Genomic DNA, 23367 nt, shown 5'->3' on the forward strand with positions numbered 1-23367 from the left:
GAAAACGGCCATGGGTGATAGGAAAAAAACAGATCGGCCCAATGTGATATGGGTTTTTGGCGATCAGCATCGGGCGCAAGCTTTGGGGTGCAGCGGGGATCCGAATGTTCATACGCCGAATATCGACAATTTGGCGGCAAGCGGCGTTTATTTTAACCGTGCTTTATCCGGCTTCCCGCTCTGCTGTCCGACCAGGGGGTCACTGCTCACCGGGCGTTATCCCCATCGCTGCGTTCCCGGACATGAGCACCGTCTTCCGGAGGGGCAGCCGACCATAGCTGATGTTTTTAACGAGGAGGGTTATTCCACGGCGTATTTCGGGAAGTGGCATCTTGACGGCTACGAGGAACGCAACGGAAGGGCTGCTTTTCATATCGTGCCCCCGGAACGAAGAGGGGGCTTCAAGCATTGGGTCGGTTATGAGAATAACAATAGCCCTTGGGATTGTTGGGTGCATGGCGGAGAAGGAGATGAATCCTTCCATTACAGGCTCCCCGGATTTGAAACCGATGAGCTGACGAATCTGCTGATCGGGCATATACATGAACGCAGCTTGCAAGCAGAGTCCGGAAGCGACCAGCCTTTCTTCGCGGTCCTGTCGGTGCAGCCACCTCATAATCCTTATATGGCTCCGGAGGCTTTCCAAGGCAAGCACACCCCCGGGAAGATAGAGCTGCGTCCTAACGTACCGCCTATTGAAAATATCAGGAGCCAGGCAGGCAGGGATCTTGCCGGATATTACGCGATGATCGAGAACCTGGATTGGAATTTGGGGCGGATTCGGGATAGTTTGCGCGAAGCCGATCTCGATTTCAACACCCATATCGTTTTCTTCAGTGATCATGGCGATCTGCACGGCAGTCATGGACAGTTCAACAAGACGAGTCCGCTGGAGGAGGCCATCCGCGTTCCTTTCATTATTGGCGGTGAACGTCCATTCTACGACCGGAAGACCGGGACATCGGCCGCCCTGCTCAATCATGTGGATGTGGCCCCGACGACGCTTGGGCTATGCGGGTTAGAGGTGCCGGCCTGGATGGATGGCACGGATTATTCGTCCCATCGGCTTCCGGAAAATGTGCGTACAGTCGAACCGGATTCCGCCTATTTGCAGTCGGTTATTCCGACCGGGCATGGCCACAGTGTGGACAAGCCGTGGAGAGGCATCATAACGAATGACGGATGGAAGTATGTATGCTTCGAGGGCATCTCCTGGCTCATGTTCAATCTGAATGAAGATCCGTACGAATTGATGAATGTGGCTCACAATAGTGTATATGCGGATAAAAGAAAGGAACTGCTCGGCAAGCTCAGGGAGTGGGTGGAACGAACAGGAGATTCGTTCCTGCTTCCCGCGAACTAAGCCCAGCAGAAAATCAACAGCATAGCCCATAACAAGCCGCGTAAATGACGGGCTTGTTGAGTTGCCGGATCAAGCTCTTGTCAGTACACGATGACAAGTCCTTGATCCGGTTTCTGTTATGTGACAACAATGTCCCGTATCCCGTCGCTAGACCCGGGTGTAAAAGTAATCGTGATTAGAAATTTTTCGCTATTATTTTAGCTTTTTCTATTCCTTCTTTAATCATTTCTTCCGCTTGTTCCGGAAACTGGTGATGTCCTTCTACAATAACGGTTTCTATGTGTTTGACCCCATAAAACCCAAAGGTGTTTTTTACATAATTCACACCCATTTCTAAAATAGCGGTTGGTTCCTGGGAATAGACGCCTCCCCTTGCATTAAGTATTGCGATTTTCTTATCAGGCAAAAGCCCTGTAGACGATGCAAATGGATCATTTTTATCTTTTATATCTTCTGGCGGGGTATATCGAAATGTTTTACCGGCCCGATTCAAATAATCAAGGTACGTGTGCAAGACTGCGGGTATCGTCATATTCCATAGAGGAAAAGCAATCACTACTTTGTCTGCGTTCAAAAATTGGTCTAAATACTGATCTGCAATTGAAATTGCCTTCTGTTCCTCAGCAGTGAGTTGTACCCCATGTTTTACTTTCGTCAAACCATCGGCTAAATTAGCATCCAAATAAGGGAGATGTTGTTTGAATAGATCCAGTTCAAGTATGGTATCATCGGGATGTGCTTCCTTATAGCTTTCTAAAAAAGAATCGTATAGTTGTACACTAACGGCTTGTTCAGCAGAGCGATTATTGGCTTTGATCAGTAATACAGTAGACATTTAATAACCTCCTTCTATCTGCCCTTGAAATGAATTCTATTTTTGGGTAGCATACAATCTACCTCATTGCTATTGTAAATAGAGGATAAAAAATTTTGAAGAAGGCAATTTATTTATATATGATTTCCATTATTAATCTTACTAACTTTATGTAAGTGGAGGTGAGTACATGTATAAAGATTCCGAAGAAGAACTGTGTTTGTCCTCTATTTGCGCATCTCTTGAAATAATTGGTGGAAAGTGGGCATTCCTGATACTTGGTCATCTGCATAATGGAGCGCAGCGGTTTAATCAATTAAGAAGAAATGTAGGTGACATTAGCACAAAGTCGCTAACAGATTCCTTACGTCACTTAGAACAAAATAAAGTCATTCATCGAAAAGTATATCCCACTGTGCCTGTAACGGTGGAATACTCCTTAACCGATAAAGGAAAGGACTTTCAAACTGTACTTATTGCAATGCGTGCTTGGGGGCAAAAATGGAGAGAACAAGAAGGGACTATTAAAGGGATTAAACGGATTGATAATAGGACTAGCAACAGCTGATCAGCCATTGCGAATAACTGACTTGGAGCTTCTCCTCACGGGCGAACTCTTGCATAAGCTGGACATGCTATATAAGCCGGCTGCCCATTACCCTGTAGGTAATGGGTTTCTTTTTGTGAAAGGGGGACTTTACTTCATAATGGGAATATATTATAGTTGTATGTACAAACAATTATTGAATAAATTCATTTGGAGAAATGAGGTGGCAGGCGGATGCTGGGCACTTATTTGAAAGAATGTCTATACTTCACGGCCAACAGGCTCAGCAGAGTGATTACCAAAATGGCGGAAGACGAATTTGCCGTCAGCGGCTTGTCTCCCACTTCCGGGTTTTTACTGATGGCTGTGTACGAGAAGGAAGGCATTTCACAGAAGGAGTTAGGCGATATCCTCCACCTCCAGCCTTCCACGGTGACCCGTCTGATTGAGAAGCTTACTGTTAAAGGGCTGCTGTATAACCGTGTTGAAGGGCGGATGTCGTTTATTTATGCGACGGATAAAGGCAAAGCGTTGGATGATGTGATTAACCAGTGCTGGAATAACCTGCGCGACCGTTATTCCGCCATTCTGGGCCAACAGGAAGGCGACGAACTAACGCTCCATCTCTATCAGGTCAGTGATCAACTAGAACATAAAGACTGATTCCTGGTTTATCCACCTGTTATGGTGCATGGGGTGGTCAGCCAACGTAAAAAAGCACGGTCGGCGCTCAGCCTTGGCGCCGCCGCCGCGGATAGTGGAAGCCGGTTCTTCTTGTATTAATATTTGCTTGCACAAACAAATATAAGGATGAAATGAGGAGGGATGATCAATGAACACGAAACCCATTTTGATTGTTGGCGGTACGGGGAAAACAGGACGCCGTGTCGCCGAACGACTGCTTTCGCGAGGCCTGCCGGTGAGAATCGGTTCCCGCACTGGAGAGAATTTCTTCAATTGGGAGAAACAGGCTTCATGGGCTCCGTCACTGAGCGGTGTTTCGGCTGTATATATCACCTATTTCCCTGATTTGGCGGTGCCGGGAGCGGCCACCGCAATTGGCTCGTTCGCCGAACTGGCAGTGAGCCATGGCGTAAAGCGGCTGGTGCTGCTGACTGATCCTTTCACCAAGGTTTTGGACGGCTTCAACTCCCACCTGACTGATGGCATTCAGCGTGCGCTGGGCCGGGAGCCGCGGGATTTCGCAGATTATGCGCGTGCCGCTTCGGCAGCGGGTGTCTGGGGCGGTTCCATATGACCAGCCGCCTGCTGTTTAGTCTGATTTTTGCTGCGGCGCTGGGATCGGGGCTTGCCGCAGGACTGTTCTTCGCTTTTTCTTCCTTCGTGATGAACGCTCTTGGCCGCCTCCCGTCGCAGCAGGGTATCGCCGCCATGCAGTCCATCAACATTACCGTGCTCAATCCGTTGTTTTCTCTTGTTTTCTTCGGAACGGCCTCCTTATGTGCCGGATTTATCATCACTTCCTTCTTCAGGTGGGACCAACCCGGCATGGGCTATCTGCTCGCCGGAAGTCTGATTTATCTTATTGGCAGCTTCCTGGTCACGATTGTGTTCAATGTGCCGCTGAATGACGCGCTGGCGCTCGTAGAGCCCGGCAGTGCCGAAGGCGCCAATCTGTGGACACGGTATTTAACTGTATGGACCACATGGAACCATATCCGTACCGCAGCATCCCTTGTCGCATTGGCATTATTCATCTATGCGCTCCGATAATCAGTCGTCAATGGCGTGGTCATTTTACAAGATTTTTAGCTTGCTGTACTATTAATGGGATTAATCTGATTTATAATAGGACTAGCAGCAACGGATCAGCCATTGCGAATAACACGGAGGTTATCATTATGAAGCATAGAGTATTGTATGAAGGCGCATTCGCACTCCTGCAGGTAGAGATGGAGAAAGGCGAAAGCGTGAAGGCGGAGTCGGGCGCCATGGTGTCGATGTCGCCGACCATTGATTTGAAAGGAACCGTGGACGGCGGTATTATGAGGGGCCTCGGACGGATGCTGAGCGGGGAGAAATTTTTCTTTCAGGAGCTGGTTGCCACCCGCGGGCGGGCGGAGGCGCTGCTTGCCCCTTCCTCCATGGGAGACATTCAGTCCATTGAACTGGACGGTACTTACAAGCTGCTGGTCCAGAAGGATGGATTTCTTGCCGGCACATCAGGCATTGAAGTCAATACCAAAATGCAAAATCTGGCGCGCGGCTTCCTGTCTGGCGAAGGATTCTTCATCATTGAAATCAGCGGCAGAGGGACGGTCTTTCTGTCCTCTTTCGGGGCCATTCACGCAGTCAACCTCGCTCCCGGCGAGGAGATGATCATCGATAACGGACATCTGGTCGCCTGGCCGGATTACATGGATTACAAAATTGAGAAAGCCTCCAAGGGATGGCTATCCAGCGTTACCAGCGGCGAAGGCATTGTATGCCGATTCCGCGGCGAAGGTGTCGTGCTGATTCAAAGCCGCAATGCGGCGGGCTTCGGCAGCTGGATTAAACGGTTTATTCCGACAAGCGGTTAGAAACAACGCGCCGCTACCCCGCGCGCGGTGGGGTGACACGTGTTGGCAATCAACCATACCGCAAGCTGAACATTCCTAAAGTAAGCGGTCGCTCAGGCAGCCGCTTTTTTATGCTTTTTACCGCCCCTAAACCTTTTCTCCAGTGGGCTCCAAATGCCCCGGTATTCTGCAAGCATAGGGGAGCCATTCCTGCCGCCTTATTAGCCCCGCCTGCTCATGGCCTCAAAGGGATGACGGGTGACGCATCGCTCCAGCCACTGCGCATCCAATCCCTGCTCAACCGCATAGGGGATAAAATCCGTGAATAAGCGGTGATACGGATTCAGAACTCCGCCCCGTTCCTCTCCCACAGTGTACCAGCCGGTATCCTGAGATAGCAAAATCCGTTCTCCCGCGCCATGTTCAATTAGCTGCCGAAGCATCCCGGCGTGCTTCTCATATGTGCCTGGCAGGATCGAATCAATGGAAATCCACATGCCCGCTTCCGCAAGCTGCCGATGGACATTCAGATCGGTCCCTGTCTGCGCATGGACCCAGATGAAACGGCTCCGCTCAAAATGCTCCCGCCTCATGATTTCGTTGGCATGGAGGGCGATATCGCCGCCTATGGTATGGCATTGAATGGGCAGGCCCGTCTCCAGTGATGTACGCATGGCCGCGCGCAGGATTTTTTGCTGCGTGTCATTGATAGTGGTGCCGTCATTCAAGGCGATTTTGATAAAGCCGGGGTAAACGCCGCTGTCCCCGATGCCGTCCCGGGCTTCCCGTATCCACATCGCGGAGAGCTCCCTCTCGCTCGCTTCATAGGCGAAATCCGGCAAATAGGGACATTTGTATAACCCGGTATTGGTGATGATATGCAGTCCGGATTGCACCGACAGCTGCTTCAGTATGTAAGGATCACGGCCCAGGTAAAGGGGGGCGCAGTCGACAAAGGTGGAGCAGCCGCTTGCTTTGAGCGCAAGCAGCAGAGGAAGGATGGCGGAGACGACCTCTTCATTGTCATAGTCAGCCGCCGACAGCTTGCCGTCCTCCACAAAGCCGACCATGATATGCTCATGCACGAGTATCCGGCCGGCCGCTTGTTCATCGATGGAATGGGTAACCGTTTGAAGCATCGACAGCACTCCCCTTTTTCACCTAGTTAATAATGAATTTGATCCTGGTATAAAGAAAATTATACCGATTATTGGAGCGGTAATATAGTATGATTAATTTATCCAGTATCCGGGCAGATTCCGGGCATTACTCCGCTGGGAGATATGGATTTATATATGGATGCTTGTATTTGGCCTTATTTACTCGTTGTCAGATTGGCCTTAAAGGACGGTAAGGGAGGATAACAAATTGAAGAGATCTCCGGGAAATAACTTGGGGCTGGAAGCCGTGGCTCTTTTTCTTATCATGGTCCTGCTGCTGTCTGGCTGTGCCACGGATTCGCACAAGCCTGGGCAGCAAGAAACCCAGCCGCAGCCCGTGATACAAATAGAAGAACAGGAGGAGGTTGCGTCGTCCAGCCAGACGCAGGTTTCCGTCTCTGCCAAGCCTGCGCAGCAAGCAGATGTGAAGATGAAGACGGGTAAGCCGGAGCCCGAAGCCGTAGTTAAGAAACAGAATTTGCCCAAAGGATTTGTTTATCTGGACGAAGTGATTCCCTCTGCCGAATACGATATCCGTTATTATAGCGATTATAATTTTATCGGGACGCGGATCGACGGCTATAACGCGCCGCTTGCCATTATGTCAGCAGAAGGGGCGAAGGCGCTGAAGGCTGTCAGCAAAGACCTTGCCTCCAAAGGATATCGGCTCAAAATCTTCGATGCCTACCGTCCGCAAAAGGCTGTGAATCATTTTGTACGCTGGTCCAAGGACAGCAAGGACATCGCGATGAAGGAGATTTTCTATCCCGATGTGGCCAAGCAGGATCTGTTTAAAGGTTATTTGGCCAAAAAATCTGGTCATTCCAGGGGCAGCACCGTAGATCTGACGATTGTGTCTGCGAAGACAGGCGAAGAGCTGGATATGGGCAGCGGATTTGATTTTCTGGGTGATATCTCCTCGCATGGCAGCAAGAAGATTACCGCTGCACAGACCAAGAACCGCAATCTGCTGAAGAACGCTATGGTCAGGCAGGGCTTTGAGCCTTACAGCAAGGAATGGTGGCATTACACACTGAAGAAGGAGCCCTACCCGAAGAAGTATTTTGATTTTACGGTAGAATAGAATGCGCGAAACCGCTGTGGAAAAGTAAAAGTGAAACTCTTAATAGAAAGGCGGAACAATCATGCTTTATCACCGAACCCTGTCCCATGACGACTTGGCAACCATCATTACTTTCCCGGAGTCCAAAGAGGAATTGTTCTATGTAAGCCCCAAGTTCGTCTATCCGCTTACCCCCGAGCAAATTCTGGCCCTATTGGAAAATCGAGTCGAACCAACCGTGGTGCGTGACGATGAATCGGATGACGTACTTGCGTATGCCAATTTGTATGATAAAGATGATCAGGAGGGCACCTGCTGGCTAGGCAATGTCATCGTGTCGCCCCGTCACCGGGGTAAAGGAGTTTCGGACTTTTTATTGTTCACCATGATGGAGAAAGCCAAAGTGAATTACGGGTTGAAAAAAATGCAGCTCTTCTGCCATAACACGAACTCCAAAGGATTGGCTTTTTATGATAAACATGGCTTCAAGCCTGTTGGTCTGAACATAAGCAAGACAGAACCCGTCAAGTATATAGCGATTAAGATGGAGCGGGACTTATAATTCGAAAGTGTAATAACATGGATTCCGAAAGACGTTTATTCAAATTCCGGAACCTTTTCTGAAGGTCTTTTAGGAGAAATAAGGTTAGGAGTTGTTGGGGTGCCGCAAAATGACAAACTCATTAATCAAGTCGTATTATCTGCCGGGAAAGCTGGTTTAACTGCTATCACACCTATTGTGCTTAACGTTGGTGGGAACCTGATCATTCATTTATATCCTCATCCAATTGTTGCCCGGCTTGCGACTGTTCTTTCAGAAGGAAATTCGGAGCATGCCTACAAGATACTTAATCGTGAACTGCTAGTAGCACGTCACCTCCAATCGCAAGGCATCCCCGTGCTGCGGCCTGCTGACCTTGTTGACGCAGGACCGCACGATGTTGATGGAACCTGGATGACGTTGTGGAACTATGTTCCTCCTACACAAATAGAATCTCCTTCACCGGGCGAAACTGTTGAACTCGTCAATAGACTCTCCATAGCAATGAAAGCCTTCCCTAACGAGCTTCCCGTGTTGGGAGTTTGGGAGCGTGCATGTCAATCGGCCGTTAGATTAAGGAATCACTCCGATCAACGCATAAAAGCACTGTTAAACGTGTTTCAACAGGTTGATGAACAGATGCGGGACGAAACGAGATTGCTGGAACCGTGTCATGGAGATGCCCATATGAGAAACTTATTGCCGAGTCCTGAAGGCTGGATCTGGACGGACTTTGAGGATGTATCTCTGATGCCCGCTTACTGGGATCTGGCTTCATTTGTAGGTAATCTTGCATTATTCGGTGGCATTCAGGAGCCCACCTTTAGATACATATTGGAACATCCCGCCAGTGGAGCCAATCTAAAAGCTTTTGGATTTGCGATTACCGCACGTATCCTCATGTCTACATTAGGTAATTTGGATTTCGCCCTTGCAGGTCACGGGGATTTGGAATTTGCAACGGGACAACTGGAACGTGCAGAAAATTTTCTGCGCCAGATCGATAGAGCAACTGGCGCATATCGATAGTTGAAGAGTTTCGGAGCCTGGTCTCATTACAGTCTGGATTCTCTCAATCCGAATAACGGCCGTTATTCCCAGAGGATTGATCTGACCCATGATGCGGACCGAGGAGAATGGTGGTGTAGGGGAATTAGCTGCGCCACCATTTTTCTATTTTGATTTGTTTGATATCCATCCCACAAAGCAACTTACGTGAAAATTACCTCGCGAATTGCGAGAGCAAATTCATAATCTTTGATTTATGCAAATTGCTGCCGTCTTCATGCCCCATGAATGGATAAACGTGTATGGTTTTCTCCGACGAAACGCGATTATAGGCCGCAAAGATCGTCTCCGGGCAGCAAATTGTATCCTTTAAGCCCACTGAGAAATGAACTGGCGCTTTAATTCGCGATGCCAGATTCATATTGTCAAAATAACTTAGCGTGTCCAGAACCTGATCCAACGTATCGGGATATGTATTAACGAATGCAGAAATTTCCGATAAGGAACCGGTGGAATTGTACAGACCGAATTCCATGTTGCACATGTTAGGGATGTTAGCAATCGCGAGTGATGGAAGAGGGCTTAAAGCAGCCATTTGCAGCACGATGCCTCCCCCCTGACTGCTGCCATAAACGCAAATTCGCTCCAAGTCAATTTCGGGCTGCTCGGCTAACCAATCCAATGCCTTCAAACAATCGAAGGTCATCGCTTTATAGTAAGCCTGATCCTTATCGAGAATTCCTTGCGTAACCCAGCCTTTGATTATGCCGGATTGCTGAGCCAAGCGATTTCCGCTTTCTCCCGTTTGTCCGCGCGTATCCACAGTTAAGACCGCGAATCCCAGCATAATCCACTTTGCATAATCCTCGGGTATCCCGCGTTGAGCCGAGTATCCATGATAGATGACAATGCACGGGATTCTCGCCTGTTTGACAAAGGTAGGAACCATATACCAGCCATGGATCGGCGTATGGTCGAAGCCTTCATAGGTGACATGGTAAACCTCCGTGTTCCACATAACCGAATCCTGTCTGGTCTTCATTGCATGCAAAGGCTTATTCTTGAAGTGAAGCAAATTGTTTTCCCAAAACGAATCAAAGTCTTTCTTTGCCGTCAAAGGCGGCATATAGCTGTTAAGCTCGGCCAGCCGATTATGCAATACCCCCATCGCTAACTCCTCCTGAATCTGTTCAATTTCCAATCTACCAGAAACTCAAACCCTATCCTCATCATACAACACAAACGCGTCAGGGAATGCGTTTACAGAGCTAATTGCTTTAAAATATAGTTTCCGCCCATTAACCTATTCTGCTTCCATCACCATCCGGCTTGCAGACGAATCATGACCTGCTGTTTAGCCATAAGGGATATGAATTGCTGTTCCGCTTCGTAGAGAGGTCGCCGGTTGACGAGCCTTCATATTGAACCATGGATGACATTCAGAATGTATTTGGACGATCTCCGGATGACCAGCGCCGCAGTGCCATATCCAAGTCAGGGCGAGCGTTAATATAATTTATTGACAAGTGCGACAAGTTGTCGTATATTTTACCTGCGACAAGTTGTCGCATCAAATTTCAGGGGTGCGCGCCCAATGAAAAATGTAGGAAGATTATCTGAAACGGAGATGGATGGCAACGCCCATGGTTATGGGTTTGTGGAAGCCGGTTCTTGTCCAGTAATGCAGAGAAACGTGGTGTGCACCAGCAGTTTATGCAACTCCAAGAAATATATGAAAAGGAGACTATTAAACCTTATGACTGTAAAGAAAACAAAGAAGTCCATGATAATGCTGTCTCTTGTTGCAACAATCGTAATGCTGGGAAGCGGAGGACTTGCAGCATATGCTGCTGGTTCGGCTATGCCAACTGCTGGTTCAAAGGAACTTGAGGGGTATAATGTGACTGTTACAAGTCCGGACGGATTCGTTATATCATTCGATAAAGATGGTAATCAAGTACCAACGAAGCCGAAAGAAAGCTTTACACCGAGGAAACTGACCACTTATGAGATCGTCGATCGCATTAAAAAACATATTGAAAAGGGACTTGCTGTACCGCAGGGATATATAGAAGAACTTCCGCAAAAAAACCTGGATGCGATCAATAAGTCTTATAGCTTGAAGCTGCAAAAAACAAAGTAAGATATTAAAAAGCTGGAGATGATACGCTTGTTAAAAACGAAATGGAAATTTGTTGCCGTGTTCAGTTTATTTATTGTCATAATGAACGGAAATTTCACGTATGCGGCTGAGAATTTCTTTTGGTCGGATATTGAACCTGTCCCATCCTGTTACACAAGCCGGGACGGGGAGTCTAATGAAATGGGGATGGTGGTAGATGGCAAGAAAGTCAGCCTGAATCTTCCCTCTTGTGAAGAAGCGAAGAAAACGCATGTTATCGTTCTTGTGAAAGGGAAATATCTGCAAATCATAGCCGGAACCGGAGCAGAGCCGTATATCGAGAAAGGCCGGACTATGATACCATTAAGGGCACTTGCGGATGGATTCGGGTTTGAAGCCGTTTGGGAACAAAGTGATGATAAAATTACGCTGAAAAAAGAGAATACGAGTATCATTATGCATATCGGACAATCGGAGATGCTGGTTGACGGCAAAAAGGTGAATTTGAAGGAGGCTGTACCTGTGATTAAGAACAATGTGACCTTCTTACCCGTCAGACAGCTTGCCGAAATACTTGGTGTTGAAGCTGTCTGGGATGGAAAAACAAGAACCGCAACGTTTACGGATAAAGAAGAGTAAGGAGTGATTAAAGATGCAGCTCAAATGGCTGGAATGGGCCAAGCAGATTCAGGCGATCAGCCAAGCGGGGCTTGCTTATTCCAAGGATATCTATGACCTGGACCGGTTTGAACAATTAAGAGCCTTGAGCATTGAGATTCTTAATGAGTATACCGGCGTTGAGAGCGGGAAGATCAGGGAACTGTTCGCCAGCGAATCGGGATACGCGACACCCAAAGTGGATATACGCGCCGTTGTTTTTCGCAATGACCGGATTCTGCTGGTGAAAGAACGTCTCGATGATTCTTGGGCTTTGCCCGGCGGATGGGCGGATATTGGCTTGTCGCCGAAGGAAGTCGCGGTGAAGGAAACGCTGGAAGAGTCCGGCTATGAGGTACGGGCCGTGCGGCTGCTCGGAATGGTTGACAAAAAGTTCCATGATCATCCGCCATCGCCCTGGCATGTGTACAAGATTTTTATACAGTGCGAAATAACAGGCGGCCAGGCGCTGGCTGGCATGGAGACGCTGGATGTTGGTTTCTTCGGCGAACAGGAGCTGCCGGAATTATCAACTGAACGCAATACAGAGAAACAGCTGCGCAAGCTGTTTGAGCTGTACCGCGAGCCAAGCGGGGAAATCATGTTCGACTGACGCTGGCCGTCATCGTTTCTATTAAAAACAATACCCGCAATCGTATTCAGATTTCCCATTTTATAGTAGAATGGACCTAGTTCATCGTAGAGACGGGGTTTTGGGGAATGCTGGCGAAGTTGGGTAAGACGCTCGGCAATAGATTGGCAAGATTTGAACAGGACAGGGAGGAATACAAGCGTGTATTCTGGTTATTACTGTACCTGTTCTTTGTTGTTTCCGCATCGACAGTGGGAAGAACGGCGGCGGATGCGCTGTTTCTCTCCCGATATGATTCTTCGATGTTATCCAAAATGTATCTGCCCCAGGCGGTATCGCTGATCCTTGCAGGTTTCCTCTTCCAGCGGTTCGGCAGCCGGTTCCGGCTTGACCGGCTGATCCAATTTCTGATTCCCGTCGTCTCGGTTCTCGCCATACTCTCGCGGTTGGGGATCGGGCTGCAGCTTTCATGGGTATACCCTGTTATTTATGTGGCTTATGATGTGTTTAATTTCCTGATGATCGTGTGCTTCTGGCAATTTGCCGCATCCGTATTGGACCAGCGCAAGGTCAAACGGATGATTCCACTTGTCGGCAGTGGTGGCCTGATTGGCGGCATTGTCAGCGGCTTCGGGCTGAAGCTGATCGTGCCACTTACCGGGACGGCGAATTTGATATACGGTTATGCCGGTCTTCAACTGCTGGCGCTGGCTATGATCTATCCGGTCATCCGGATGTGCGCAAGTCCAGCCGAATCCTTCGGCGCAGATAAACGCACCAGGTCCGTCAAGCCGGCAGTTGGATCAGGGAGTGCGGTTCAGGCTGACTCCGGTTTATTCCGCAGCGTTCCCCATCTGAAATATGTGGCGATTCTGTCAGCGGCGCTCGTCCTGTCGCTGACGCTGATTGATTACCAGTTCAAGGTCATCCTCAGAAGCACCTTGCAAAATGACGAGTTGGCCGGGTTTATGGGCAGCTTCTATGGCTTCTCGGGAATTTGCGCGCTGCTTGTCCAGCTCTTCGTCGCCGGCAAGCTGGTTACCCGCTTCGGCGTCATGACGTCGATCCTGGTATTTCCCGTTGCCCTGCTTGCGGGAAGCATTGGCATCCTGTTTCTTCCGGTGCTGGCGATGGCGGTGCTGGTGAAGGGGAGCGACAAGGTGCTGGGGGATACCATCTATTCCTCCGTCAGCCAGCTTATCATGTTCCCGATTCCTCCTGAATGGAGGAACCGGGCAAAAAGCTTTCTGGACGGCATCGTCCGCAACGGCGCCAAAGGCCTAGCTGCCATCAGCCTGCTTGTCCTGTCTCCGCTTCTGGATGCCAAAGCGTTCAGCTATATGACGATTGCGCTGCTGCTGGTTTGTTTATTCGCTGCGATTAAGGTCAAAGGCGCTTATCTGGAGATGCTTCTTTCCACTTTGAAGGGAAAAGGGCACGACGAGACGGAATCCGAGCTGGACTGGATGGATCCGGCCAGCCGTATGGTACTGGTAGAAGCACTGCAAAGTCCGGACCGCCAGCAGGCGCTGTATGCGCTGCGCGTGCTGGGCGGTCTGGATGAATTTGATCTGGGGCCGCATATTCCCGGTCTGCTCGCGCATCCCGCATCCGACGTCCGCATCGCTGCCCTGGTCTGGATCGAACAAGCCAAGCCTGCAGGCCTCCATGATGAGATTGTGGAGCTGCTGCATGCAAACGGAGACAGCCGAGTGAAAGCACAGGCTTTTATGACATTGGCCGCTTATAGCGGAGAGGGCGACCTGGCTATACTCTCGGATGGACTGGAAGCGGCAGATGTAGAGGTTAAAGCAGGCGCAATTGCCGGATTGATCAAATATTACGGCATTGAGGGCATGTTCCGTGCAGTCGGTACCCTTAAAGCATTGATCGGAAGCGCCAGCGATGAAGACCGTACGGCCATGGCCAGTCTGTTCGGCAGGATGGGCATCAGGGAGTTCTATAAACCGCTCATTGCCCTGCTGGAGGATTCCTCCGACCAGGTGGCGCAGTGCGCGCTTCAGTCCGCAGGCGAGCTGCGTGTGCCGGAGCTTGTCCCTTATGTGCTTCCCCACCTTCAGAAAAGCGGAACGCGGCGGGCGGCTATCGATGCGCTGGCATCTTATGAAGAGACGGTTCTGCTCCCGCTGCTGGTTCCATATTTCAGCCAGGAGCCCACGCCGCTGCATCTGCCGGCGGTGTTCGAGCGGATCGCCACACAGGCGGCTTTCGACATGCTGCTGCAGCAGGTCGGCGATGCGCGGCATGAGCTTCGCAACAAGCTGGTGGAATCACTCACCCGGATGCGCCGGACCGCAAGACGGGCGCCGGTGGCGCTGGTCGAGCAGTTGATCCTTCAGGACATGGAGCTTACCGCACGGGCAGGGGAGCATCTTACCGTGCTTGCCGGCGGCGATGCTTACAGAGAAGCGGCGGCGGCGGCTTCAGAGTTCCGGGCCTCCCTGATCCGCCGCATATTTGGACATCTTGGGCTGATCTATGAAACCCGGACGATTGAGGCGGTTTATATCAACTGGTCGGAGGGAGATGCCCGGGGGCAAGCCAACGCGGCCGAAGTGCTGGATCAGCTGCTCCATGGCCCGCTGCGTCTGGAGATGACCAAGCTGATATTGGTTGCTCCTCTGCCCGTACAACCCTTCTCGCCGTCCGCGGCCAAACAATCGCTTGCATGGTTCTACGAGCATGGTGACGATTGGCTCCGTCAGGTTATTCTGGCTGGGACCACCGCAGACGAAGCGCTGAGAAGGCGGATGGCGCGTATTCATATGCTTCGTGGCGTCGAGCTGTTTGAAGGGCTGGATGACAAGGAATTAAACGTCATTACCGAATATTTGCAGGAGGTAAGCTATAAGCTTGGGGAAACCGTATTTAAGGAGGGCGATCCCGGCGATGCGCTTTATTTGGTCGAAGCTGGCCGGGCGGGCATTTATCGCGGGGGCGTGAAGGTGGATGAAAGAATGCCCGGAGAGGGCTTCGGACAAACCGCCATCCTCACCCGCCGGCTGCGCAGTGCTGCTGTGCGGGCGGAAGAGGACATGCGGCTGCTGCGCCTGGATTCCGCGGATTTCTATGAAGCGATGTTCGACCGGACGGATATGGCTCTGGCCATGATGAAGCATCTCTCGCGGAGGCTGCGGGCGGAGCTTGGCAAAAGCGCGCAGGCCCCGCGAACGTCAGAGCAGACGGGTATGGACGAACAGGTGCAAAATATCAGACCGCTGCAGGATGTGGATATCTCCAATGACAGCATCCTTCGGCGGGTGCTGGTTTTGCAGAAGATCGAGCTATTCTCTCACCTGGGACAGGAGGATTTCATCCGGCTGGCCAAGCAGGTGGACGAGGTCGTCTATGAAGCCGGCGAGGTTATTTGCAAAGCCCAGGAGTATGGGGACACCATGTTTGGCATTATCTCGGGCAGCATCCGCGTCCATCTTGGCAGCGAGACGCTGGCTATTCTGGAAGAGGGCCAATGTTTTGGGGAAATGGCGATCATCGACAGCGGACCCCGTTCGGCAGATTGTTCGGCCGAGCAGCGGACCGTCCTGCTCCAGCTTCACCGCGATCAGGTATTCTCCTTCTGCTTCCAGCAAATTGAGGTACTCAAAAGCATGATGCAGGTACTGTCAGCGCGTTTGCGGGATATGGGCTGAACGGACGGAGGCAGAAATAAAGCCATACCTGGTGTTACCTGGTATGGCTTTATTTCTCGAATAGAATATTCAGCTCCGTGATGCAGCTTCGTCAAGGCCCATACATGATGCTTTGGACACCACGGCTGCTATTTCCAGATTATCAGCCCGGTGGGGTATGATAACGGACACCATCGCGCTTATTGGGGGAATTCGCCCTTCGGTTTGGTCTGAATGTCACACCTAAGATGTCGGGCTTTTATTTCTCCCAAACCTGCTCTTTGACTTCCTCGTCGGAGTATTGAATCCGCTCCGCGTCAATTTCCAAAATCACATAGTCCGGGTCATCCGGGCCATTGAACCACGGCTTCAACTGGTCGTTCCAGAACTTTTGGCGAAGGGATTCGTCCTTGGTGATGGAAGCTGTTCCTTCAATCTCCACAATTTCTGCCCATGATTTTCCATCGAATCCCAACAGCAGCGAGATGTTACTGTTATGCTGCAGTTCTTCAACCTTATGGGTTTTGCGGTCGGTAGCCAGGTATACATTCATGCCATCATGGAAAATCGCCATATAACGCGATTTAGGTTTGTTATTCTCTACTGTGGAAAAAGAGCCAAAATGATGCTTGTCCAATGCAGCGGTAATGCGCTGCTCCAACTTCTGCTTCTCAATTGCTGCCATTTCTCATCGCTCCTGTCCTGTTCGAAAATGTGGAATATGCCTAGTGAATATAATACCCAATTATTACCCAGGCGAACCGCGACCCTTGCCGGATTCACCCTTGATCAACTGATTTCATGAAAGCTTTGTCGGGCAGCGGAGACTTTGATACACTGTAGGGAATAAGGATAAGGATTGCCTGCATCTGGCATGCCAAGACGGCGGCCGTTTTAATAATCGGAGCGGAGATGAATCAGTTGAGCTTGATGCCAAAAAAATCGAAAATATCGCCTCCCCAGTTTCTGGCGATGGGCTTCACGTCCATTATCGTGATCGGGACAATATTGCTTTGGCTGCCCGTTGCTTCTATTCCCGGTCAACGGCTGTCCTTTATCGACGCGCTGTTCATGGCCACTTCGGCAACCTGCGTTACCGGTCTTTCGGTTGTGGATACAACGTCGCACTTTACCTTTTTTGGCCATATTGTCATCTTGATATTGGTCCAGCTCGGGGGACTCGGCTTTATGACCATGGCGACCTGGTTTGCTTTGGCATGGGGCAAGAGGGTCTCGCTGAGAGAGCGGCTTATTCTCAAGGAAGCTATGAATCAGCACTACATGGAGGGGATAGTCCGTCTTTCCCGGCGGGTTATTATATACTCGCTTACTGTGGAGTTTGTTGCAGCCATTCTGCTCTCGCTGCGCTGGGCGACCGAAATGCCGGTCGGTCAAGCGGTTTATTATGGCGTATTTCACTCCATATCGATCTTTAATAATGCCGGCTTCGTGCTGATCGAAGGCAGCTTTGCCGCGTATGCGGATGATCTTTTTATAAATGTGATTACCGTCATCCTGATCATTCTCGGCGGGATCGGCTTCATCGTGTTATCCGATTTAATCGAATACCGGCGGACACGGACTCTTTCCTTGCACAGTAAGGTTGTGCTTTCGGCTTCCGGGATGCTGATCGTCTTTGGCGCGCTGGTTATATTCCTGATGGAATTCAACAACGTCCAGACGCTGGGCCCGCTCCATGGGGGAGGGAAGGTGCTGGCTTCCATCTTTCAGTCCGTCAGTCTGCGCTCCGCCGGGACAAGCACGATCGATATCACCGGCCTAAGGGAGAGCACGCAGTTTTTCATGATCATTCTGATGTTCATCGGCGCTGCTCCCGGTTCAACCGGCGGCGGGATCAAAGTAACCACCTTTGTTATTTTGATCGGTTCCGTCATTACGATGCTGCGGGGCAGAGAGGATGTCGTCCTGTTCCGCAATCGTCTGTCCAAAGAGCATACGTACAAAGCGATCATGATCACCTTTATCGGGCTTGCGCTTGTCGTATCCGGTGCAATGATCATGTCGACGACACAATCGCATTCTTTTCTGAAGCTGCTGTTTGAAACGACCTCCGCTTTCGGTACGGTAGGGCTAAGTGTGGGGCTCACGCCGGAGTTGACCACCAGCGGCAAGATCGTAATTATTGTGATGATGTTTATCGGGAGGCTAGGGGCATTAACGCTCGCTTACGCCCTTCAACCAAGGATTCACAAAGAGCTGTACCGCCATCCGGAAGGGAAAATTATTATCGGTTAGTGTAAATGGTTAGAAATTCCGGTTAATTAGGAGTAGAATAAAGACAAGATAGCTGCCAATTATTCTATAGGGCTCATAATTATGATGGTGCAACCGCCGCGGGAGGCTTAACAGGAGCATGAATAAACCGAATGTACGCAGTGGAGAATCGTTCATTAAGGAAGTGAAAGAGACGCAGGTGCCTTACGGATGCCTAGCAGTATGGTACCTGGGCCAGGAAAGTGTCATCATCAAAGGTGACGGAATCACGATTTATGTGGATCCTTTTGTATCGGACTATCTGGAGGTTAACAGCGGCCTGAAACGTACCTATCCGGCTCCGATTGTCCCTACCGACATTACGAATGCGGATGTGTGCCTGATTACCCACGAGCATGGGGATCATCTCGATCCCGGCACGATCCCCCATTTGGCTGCCAATAATCCCGATGCCGTGTTCATTGCCCCGGCGGCTTGCCGGGCGCAGATGCTGGAGCTGGGAGTTGCTCCTTCCTCGCTGGTCGATGCGAAGACAGAGAACTGGCAGAGCTTGCAATCCAAGCTGCGGATTATGCCAGTCGCGGCTGCCCACGAGGAGCTTGAAGCGGACAGTGAAGGCAACCACCGGTATGTGGGCTATTTGATTGAACTTAATGGCGTTAAGCTTTATCACGCCGGTGATACGATTGTTTATCCGGAGCTGGTGGAGCACATACAAAGCCAACAGGTGGATTTAGCCATGCTCCCCATTAATGGACGGGACTACTTCCGGACCAGCCGAGGTATTATTGGCAATATGGATTATCGGGAAGCAGCGGAATTTGCGGCTGTAACCGGAGCGGAAACCGTTATACCTCTCCATTACGATATTTTTACCGGCAATGCGGAGAACCCCGGTTATTTCGTGGACTATCTTTATAAGCATTTTCCGGGGCAGAAATCTCATGTGCTGGCCCAAGCGGAACGTTTTGTCTACGTTTCCGGCCAGGCGTTCAGACAAACCTAAAGCCTATGATTTGATCAGGGGAAAGCCAATCAGTGTCTCTTTGTTTCCTTAAGAGATGCCGGGTTGGCTTTTTATTGCAGTCAAAGGCTCATCGCGGTTAGACCGCTTATTGCCGCATCTGCCAGGTGATGTACTCTATCCATATTTTCCTGAAAGGATGTTGAAGTCGATGAAATATTCATGGGAACGCAATCTGGTTGTATTGTGGATAGGCGTTTTCTTCTGCAGTACGGCCTATTCCATCTCGATCCCGTTTCTGCCCATATTTCTAAGTACGGATCTTGGCGTAACGGGACATCTGGAGATCTGGTCAGGGTTTGCTTTTGGCATTACTTTTCTGGCTAGCGCCCTAATTTCTCCGTTCTGGGGTTCGCTGGCCGACAAATACGGACGCAAACCGATGCTGATCCGCTCCGGCTTCAGCCTGGCGGTGCTCTATATGATCAGCTATTTTGTCCATGATCCGTATGTGTTTCTGATTGTCCGCGTGTTCCAGGGTTTGCTTGCCGGCTTCGTGCCTGCTGCGATCGCGCTTGTGGCTACCAATACACCGGAGGAGAAAACGGGTTATGCGCTGGGCATCATGGCAACCGCAGGGGCGACAGGGAGCATCATCGGACCTTTGGTGGGGGGAGTGGTCAGTCATTATTACGGCAACCGCAACGCGTTTCTATTTTCCAGCGCTGTGGTGCTGCTCTCGGCGATCATTGCAACGGTATTTGCCAAGGAACAGAATTTCAACCGCTCCAAGGCGAGATCGCATGTGCTTGACGACTTGAAGCAGGCCTGGGCCAATCGAGCCTTCATGACCCTTCTGGGCATGGTCGCCGTCAGCACGTTCTCCGTCATGATTCTGGAGCCGCTTATAACGGTTTATGTCCTGGAAATGGGGGTAACCAAAACCAATGCATCGCTGAGCGCGGGCATTATTTTCTCATCCGTAGGCATCGCGACCGTGCTCATGGCGCCAAGATGGGGCAGATGGGGAACGCGCATCGGGTATGGCAAGATGTTGTTTATCGGACTTCTGGGCGGCGGAATCGGCAACTTTCTGCAGTTTTTTGTAACCAATTATATCGGATTCGGCATTCTGCGTTTCGGCTACGGCCTGTTCTTCGCTGCGGTCTATCCATCCATTAATGCGATGATTGTGCAGAGCACGGACTCCGACTTCCGCGGCCGGGCCTTCAGCCTGAACCAGTCCGCATCGCAGATTGCGACGATGGCCGGCCCTATCATCGGCGGACTGCTCGGCGCATGGATGCCGATCCGCTGGGTTTTCATCATCAACGGCAGCGCGCTTATCTTCTGCGCGCTGCTCTACAGAGCCAAAGGACAGCCCCGACCGGTTCCAATCCGCGAGAGCGGAACGGCCGGATGACAGGACCAGGAACAGCAATGGGAAGGGCAAGCGCAAGGAGTGTATTACCTAAAGCTTGGCTGGCGGATCCGGCGGATCGAGCAGCTGCAGTTCCTGCACCCTGACCAAAGCTTGTGTCCGCGAGGAGACGCCTAGCTTGGCGTAAATTCGCGAGAGATACACTTTCACAGTGCCTTCGGTCAATGAAAGCTCGCCCGCAATGGACTTGTTTGCCGCCCCACCCTTCATCAGCCGGATAATAACCAGCTCCTGGCGGGTCAGCGGTTCGATCAGTGTCTCATTGGCAAGCCTGGATTTCCGGGGGGCTGTGAACAAATCCAGCAGCCTGCTCACATAGGCTTCCGAAACGCCACGGCAAAGAGGCGCGTCCGCGTCCTTGCTGCGCTCGTACTGATAGGTCTGCAGCAGCGAGGCCATGGCTTTGCCTTCGTCGGCAAAACTGCGGATATATCCGTTAGCTTCGCCAATGATCAGGGCTTCCCGCAAATGCAGCAGCGCGTTTAGCCGCTGCCCCCGCTGCGCTTCCAGCAGCGCCTGGAGAATGGAGATTTCCGTTATGCTGACCAGGCATTTCTCCCGCTCGGCCTGCGGCTTCATCAGGGCAAGAAGCCGAAGCGCATCGGCTTCCTTGCGCGCTGCTCCGAGATAGCGGCATAGTGCCAGAAACTCAAACAGCCGATCAGGTGCCGGCCGGTCATCTGCGGACAGCTGCAGTCTCTTTATTTCCTGTCTGGCCAGGGACGTTTGCCCGTTTCTCAGATACAGGCCGCTGAGAAAGGCGCGCAGCTGGCGAATCCACCGGAACTCCGACCGGTCCGCAGCCTGTTCGATCGCCTGTTGGATCGTATCCATGGCCAGCTCCATGCCCCCTTGTGCGGCATGACAGCGGGCGAGTGTAATCCTACCGGGTATATGAAGACCCGCAACCTCGTGAAATCGATAAGACTGCTCGCCTTTGCGCAGGCAGGCATGGCAATCCTCCAACCGATTCCATTCATAGAACCCTTCAGCCAGCGACTGGTTCACATACAGATTAATCAACGAATGCTTCCAGCCATGGGATTCGATTAACCCCATAAACTGGTTGGCGATCGCTTCCGTATGGGGAGACAACATCCCTTTCAGGCCAAAGTCCGTCCGCCTCACCAGGGGCTCGCCCTGATTGTAATTAAAATTGTAAAAGATCGGATTCTCCGGCAGCAATTCACCCGAGATCGTCTCGGAGAACCGGTACCAGCCTTTAAAATCATGATTGTAAAAAACCAGATTGGATTTTACAAAAAGCATTCCGCTCTGGATTTGACGGCGCTCTGCATCATCAGCATGTGCCAGGAAACGCTCCTCAATTTGCTGCAGAACCATATCGGCGCGTGTTATTTGACCAGATATGACAAGCATGAAGGCATGCAGCAAGGACAGATTGACGGTAAGCTTGCCGCTTGGAGCGGCGGCTTCAAACCAGCCCAGCAAGAGGGGGAATTCACCCCGATTGAACAAGGCCATGGCGTGGTAGCCGAGCAGTTGTACCGCATAGTCATAATCTCCACCGAGCAGCGCGTGATGGATTGCTTCGTCCGCCATTCCTTGCGTCATAAAGGATGGGCTGGCCAGAGCCTGTCCCTGGCTCCACAGGATGGGCTGGCCGCGTTGAACCAGACTGCGCAGAAATGCCGAGAACAAATGGTGGTAGCGAAACCAGGTATCCGTATCATCCAGCGGGATAAGAAATAAATTCATGGCTTTAAGCTTCCCCAGCATCTCCTGGCCGTCGGTCCGAGCGGTCACATCATTGCAGACGGCGGCGTTCATACGCTCCAGGATCGAAGTTTTCAGCAGAAAGCTGTGGATGTCGGAAGGGAGATGGGAAAGCACCTCGTTGAATAAATAATCGGCGATATTGCGGTGACGGCCGTTGAAGCTGCTGATGAAATGTTCATAGTCCCTGGTCGAGCGCAGCGAGATGGAGACCAGTTGAAGTCCCGTAACCCAGCCTTCCGTCTGATCGAACAATTGTCCGACTTGCCTGGCAGTCAAGGGAAGAGGGGACATTTCACGGTAAAATTCCCGCGTCTCCTCCAAGGTGAACTGGAGTTGATCGATAGAAAGCTCTATATGCTGCTCCTCCGCTCTCCATTTGGAAGTGGCAAAAGGAATCCGCGAGCGGCTGGCCAGGATCACATGGACAGAGCCAGGGAGGTATTCAATGAAATAGGACAAGCTCTCATGAATGCGCGCATCGGCAATACACTGGAAATCATCCAGCACAAGAACAAGCGGATCGGGGCTCCCGGCAAGTTCATTGATGAGCGCATCGATAAAGGTATGAATATTTATGCCCGGCAGCAGCTCAGCCAGTGGGGAGAGCGGCTTTGACAGCCGGCCCGGCCCGGCCGCAATCAGAGCCTGGATGATATAACGCCAGAAGCGCACAGGGTCATTGTCCCGTTCATCCAGCGAAACCCATCCCGCAGACAAACGATGATAATGAACCGTCTGTATGAGCAGTGTCGTTTTGCCGAATCCGGCCGGGGCGATGACGGTTGTCAGCTTGCCATCAAGATTTCGGGCTATGGCCTCGACAAGGCGGGACCGAAGCAGCAGATTCTCCCGGTAAGGGGGGAGGCTTGTTTTTGTTTTCAGTAATAGGTTTGCGGAAATCATCGTTCCTCCGTGATCGCCAGTACGTATTGGTATGGTCTCAATTAT

21 protein-coding genes are annotated in these 23367 nt (G+C 51.0%); 16 read left to right on the forward strand and 5 right to left on the reverse strand.

Annotation, left to right across the window (positions count from 1 at the left end; genetic code table 11):
- Nucleotides 1-10: 10 nt before the first annotated feature.
- Nucleotides 11-1363: a sulfatase family protein gene (locus IEY46_RS29950; RefSeq protein ID WP_188998142.1), complete on the forward strand. Its 1353-nt coding sequence runs from the start codon at nucleotides 11-13 to the stop codon at nucleotides 1361-1363.
- Between the two features lie 175 nt (nucleotides 1364-1538).
- Here the strand turns inward: IEY46_RS29950 and IEY46_RS29955 are convergent, their stop codons facing one another.
- The gene (locus IEY46_RS29955; RefSeq protein WP_188998145.1) at nucleotides 1539-2198 is read right to left on the reverse strand and encodes an FMN-dependent NADH-azoreductase; all 660 of its coding nucleotides are present in this window, start codon (nucleotides 2196-2198) and stop codon (nucleotides 1539-1541) included.
- 169 nt (nucleotides 2199-2367) lie between these two features.
- Here IEY46_RS29955 and IEY46_RS29960 point away from each other — a divergent pair, with 169 nt between their 5' ends.
- The 5 genes from IEY46_RS29960 to IEY46_RS29980 all read left to right on the forward strand — a co-directional run bounded on the left by IEY46_RS29960 (nucleotide 2368) and on the right by IEY46_RS29980 (nucleotide 5267).
- Nucleotides 2368-2745: a winged helix-turn-helix transcriptional regulator gene (locus IEY46_RS29960; RefSeq protein ID WP_188998146.1), complete on the forward strand. Its 378-nt coding sequence runs from the start codon at nucleotides 2368-2370 to the stop codon at nucleotides 2743-2745.
- Between the two features lie 213 nt (nucleotides 2746-2958).
- On the forward strand, nucleotides 2959-3387 hold the full coding sequence (locus tag IEY46_RS29965) for a MarR family winged helix-turn-helix transcriptional regulator (RefSeq protein WP_188998149.1): 429 nt from the start codon (nucleotides 2959-2961) through the stop codon (nucleotides 3385-3387).
- A gap of 169 nt (nucleotides 3388-3556) precedes the next feature.
- Complete coding sequence (locus IEY46_RS29970; RefSeq protein ID WP_188998152.1) at nucleotides 3557-3982, forward strand: SDR family oxidoreductase; 426 nt, start codon at nucleotides 3557-3559, stop codon at nucleotides 3980-3982.
- Nucleotides 3979-4458, forward strand: coding sequence for an anthrone oxygenase family protein (locus IEY46_RS29975; RefSeq protein WP_188998154.1), 480 nt, complete (start codon nucleotides 3979-3981; stop codon nucleotides 4456-4458). Before IEY46_RS29970 ends, IEY46_RS29975 begins: the two co-directional genes overlap by 4 nt.
- A gap of 128 nt (nucleotides 4459-4586) precedes the next feature.
- On the forward strand, nucleotides 4587-5267 hold the full coding sequence (locus tag IEY46_RS29980; RefSeq protein ID WP_188998157.1) for a TIGR00266 family protein: 681 nt from the start codon (nucleotides 4587-4589) through the stop codon (nucleotides 5265-5267).
- 200 nt (nucleotides 5268-5467) lie between these two features.
- Here IEY46_RS29980 and IEY46_RS29985 read toward each other — a convergent pair whose 3' ends face one another.
- Complete coding sequence (locus tag IEY46_RS29985; RefSeq protein WP_188998158.1) at nucleotides 5468-6385, reverse strand: phosphotriesterase family protein; 918 nt, start codon at nucleotides 6383-6385, stop codon at nucleotides 5468-5470.
- A 229-nt stretch (nucleotides 6386-6614) separates the two neighbouring features.
- Here IEY46_RS29985 and IEY46_RS29990 point away from each other — a divergent pair, with 229 nt between their 5' ends.
- The 3 genes from IEY46_RS29990 (at nucleotide 6615) to IEY46_RS30000 (ending at nucleotide 9039) form a co-directional block, all read left to right on the forward strand.
- Entirely contained in the window at nucleotides 6615-7490 is an 876-nt protein-coding gene (locus IEY46_RS29990; RefSeq protein WP_229750640.1) for a M15 family metallopeptidase, read from the forward strand.
- Between the two features lie 61 nt (nucleotides 7491-7551).
- Entirely contained in the window at nucleotides 7552-8031 is a 480-nt protein-coding gene (locus IEY46_RS29995) for a GNAT family N-acetyltransferase (protein WP_188998160.1), read from the forward strand.
- Nucleotides 8032-8130: 99 nt separating this feature from the next.
- Nucleotides 8131-9039: a phosphotransferase gene (locus IEY46_RS30000; RefSeq protein ID WP_188998162.1), complete on the forward strand. Its 909-nt coding sequence runs from the start codon at nucleotides 8131-8133 to the stop codon at nucleotides 9037-9039.
- Nucleotides 9040-9232: 193 nt separating this feature from the next.
- Here the strand turns inward: IEY46_RS30000 and IEY46_RS30005 are convergent, their stop codons facing one another.
- Nucleotides 9233-10186, reverse strand: coding sequence for an acetylxylan esterase (locus tag IEY46_RS30005; RefSeq protein WP_188998164.1), 954 nt, complete (start codon nucleotides 10184-10186; stop codon nucleotides 9233-9235).
- A gap of 426 nt (nucleotides 10187-10612) precedes the next feature.
- On the opposite strand from IEY46_RS30005, the gene IEY46_RS30010 reads away from it, so the two are divergent.
- The 4 genes from IEY46_RS30010 (at nucleotide 10613) to IEY46_RS30025 (ending at nucleotide 16060) form a co-directional block, all read left to right on the forward strand.
- Complete coding sequence (locus IEY46_RS30010) at nucleotides 10613-11161, forward strand: hypothetical protein (protein ID WP_188998165.1); 549 nt, start codon at nucleotides 10613-10615, stop codon at nucleotides 11159-11161.
- A gap of 27 nt (nucleotides 11162-11188) precedes the next feature.
- A complete protein-coding gene (locus IEY46_RS30015) occupies nucleotides 11189-11779 on the forward strand; it encodes a copper amine oxidase N-terminal domain-containing protein (RefSeq protein WP_188998167.1) in 591 nt (196 codons plus the stop codon).
- A gap of 13 nt (nucleotides 11780-11792) precedes the next feature.
- Nucleotides 11793-12410 (forward strand): NUDIX hydrolase, encoded by a 618-nt coding sequence (locus IEY46_RS30020; protein ID WP_188998170.1) that lies wholly within the window; start codon nucleotides 11793-11795, stop codon nucleotides 12408-12410.
- Between the two features lie 107 nt (nucleotides 12411-12517).
- Nucleotides 12518-16060, forward strand: coding sequence for an Npt1/Npt2 family nucleotide transporter (locus IEY46_RS30025; RefSeq protein WP_229750641.1), 3543 nt, complete (start codon nucleotides 12518-12520; stop codon nucleotides 16058-16060).
- Nucleotides 16061-16298: 238 nt separating this feature from the next.
- On the opposite strand, the gene IEY46_RS30030 is transcribed toward IEY46_RS30025, so the two are convergent.
- A complete protein-coding gene (locus tag IEY46_RS30030; RefSeq protein ID WP_188998175.1) occupies nucleotides 16299-16724 on the reverse strand; it encodes a pyridoxamine 5'-phosphate oxidase family protein in 426 nt (141 codons plus the stop codon).
- A 245-nt stretch (nucleotides 16725-16969) separates the two neighbouring features.
- Here IEY46_RS30030 and IEY46_RS30035 point away from each other — a divergent pair, with 245 nt between their 5' ends.
- The 3 genes from IEY46_RS30035 to IEY46_RS30045 all read left to right on the forward strand — a co-directional run bounded on the left by IEY46_RS30035 (nucleotide 16970) and on the right by IEY46_RS30045 (nucleotide 20661).
- Nucleotides 16970-18295, forward strand: a complete 1326-nt coding sequence (locus IEY46_RS30035; RefSeq protein WP_188998178.1) for a TrkH family potassium uptake protein — start codon at nucleotides 16970-16972, stop codon at nucleotides 18293-18295.
- Nucleotides 18296-18413: 118 nt separating this feature from the next.
- On the forward strand, nucleotides 18414-19280 hold the full coding sequence (locus IEY46_RS30040; RefSeq protein ID WP_188998180.1) for an MBL fold metallo-hydrolase: 867 nt from the start codon (nucleotides 18414-18416) through the stop codon (nucleotides 19278-19280).
- Between the two features lie 169 nt (nucleotides 19281-19449).
- Nucleotides 19450-20661, forward strand: a complete 1212-nt coding sequence (locus IEY46_RS30045) for an MFS transporter (protein ID WP_188998183.1) — start codon at nucleotides 19450-19452, stop codon at nucleotides 20659-20661.
- A gap of 48 nt (nucleotides 20662-20709) precedes the next feature.
- Here IEY46_RS30045 and IEY46_RS30050 read toward each other — a convergent pair whose 3' ends face one another.
- Complete coding sequence (locus IEY46_RS30050) at nucleotides 20710-23322, reverse strand: winged helix-turn-helix domain-containing protein (RefSeq protein ID WP_188998186.1); 2613 nt, start codon at nucleotides 23320-23322, stop codon at nucleotides 20710-20712.
- Nucleotides 23323-23367: the final 45 nt, after the last annotated feature.

This window comes from Paenibacillus nasutitermitis (assembly GCF_014641075.1).
Lineage (GTDB): Bacteria > Bacillota > Bacilli > Paenibacillales > Paenibacillaceae > Paenibacillus_Z > Paenibacillus_Z nasutitermitis.

Coding starts and splice junctions, on each gene's coding strand:
- IEY46_RS30025 (WP_229750641.1), top strand. CDS start 12,518: ATGCTGGCGAAGTTGGGTAAGACGCTCGGCAATAGATTGGCAAGATTT.
- IEY46_RS30020 (WP_188998170.1), top strand. CDS start 11,793: ATGCAGCTCAAATGGCTGGAATGGGCCAAGCAGATTCAGGCGATCAGC.
- IEY46_RS30005 (WP_188998164.1), bottom strand. CDS start 10,186: ATGGGGGTATTGCATAATCGGCTGGCCGAGCTTAACAGCTATATGCCG.
- IEY46_RS29975 (WP_188998154.1), top strand. CDS start 3,979: ATGACCAGCCGCCTGCTGTTTAGTCTGATTTTTGCTGCGGCGCTGGGA.
- IEY46_RS29950 (WP_188998142.1), top strand. CDS start 11: ATGGGTGATAGGAAAAAAACAGATCGGCCCAATGTGATATGGGTTTTT.
- IEY46_RS29985 (WP_188998158.1), bottom strand. CDS start 6,385: ATGCTTCAAACGGTTACCCATTCCATCGATGAACAAGCGGCCGGCCGG.
- IEY46_RS29960 (WP_188998146.1), top strand. CDS start 2,368: ATGTATAAAGATTCCGAAGAAGAACTGTGTTTGTCCTCTATTTGCGCA.
- IEY46_RS30035 (WP_188998178.1), top strand. CDS start 16,970: ATGCCAAAAAAATCGAAAATATCGCCTCCCCAGTTTCTGGCGATGGGC.
- IEY46_RS30030 (WP_188998175.1), bottom strand. CDS start 16,724: ATGGCAGCAATTGAGAAGCAGAAGTTGGAGCAGCGCATTACCGCTGCA.
- IEY46_RS29980 (WP_188998157.1), top strand. CDS start 4,587: ATGAAGCATAGAGTATTGTATGAAGGCGCATTCGCACTCCTGCAGGTA.
- IEY46_RS29970 (WP_188998152.1), top strand. CDS start 3,557: ATGAACACGAAACCCATTTTGATTGTTGGCGGTACGGGGAAAACAGGA.
- IEY46_RS30050 (WP_188998186.1), bottom strand. CDS start 23,322: ATGATTTCCGCAAACCTATTACTGAAAACAAAAACAAGCCTCCCCCCT.
- IEY46_RS29955 (WP_188998145.1), bottom strand. CDS start 2,198: ATGTCTACTGTATTACTGATCAAAGCCAATAATCGCTCTGCTGAACAA.
- IEY46_RS29995 (WP_188998160.1), top strand. CDS start 7,552: ATGCTTTATCACCGAACCCTGTCCCATGACGACTTGGCAACCATCATT.
- IEY46_RS29965 (WP_188998149.1), top strand. CDS start 2,959: ATGCTGGGCACTTATTTGAAAGAATGTCTATACTTCACGGCCAACAGG.
- IEY46_RS30010 (WP_188998165.1), top strand. CDS start 10,613: ATGAAAAATGTAGGAAGATTATCTGAAACGGAGATGGATGGCAACGCC.
- IEY46_RS30040 (WP_188998180.1), top strand. CDS start 18,414: ATGAATAAACCGAATGTACGCAGTGGAGAATCGTTCATTAAGGAAGTG.
- IEY46_RS30045 (WP_188998183.1), top strand. CDS start 19,450: ATGAAATATTCATGGGAACGCAATCTGGTTGTATTGTGGATAGGCGTT.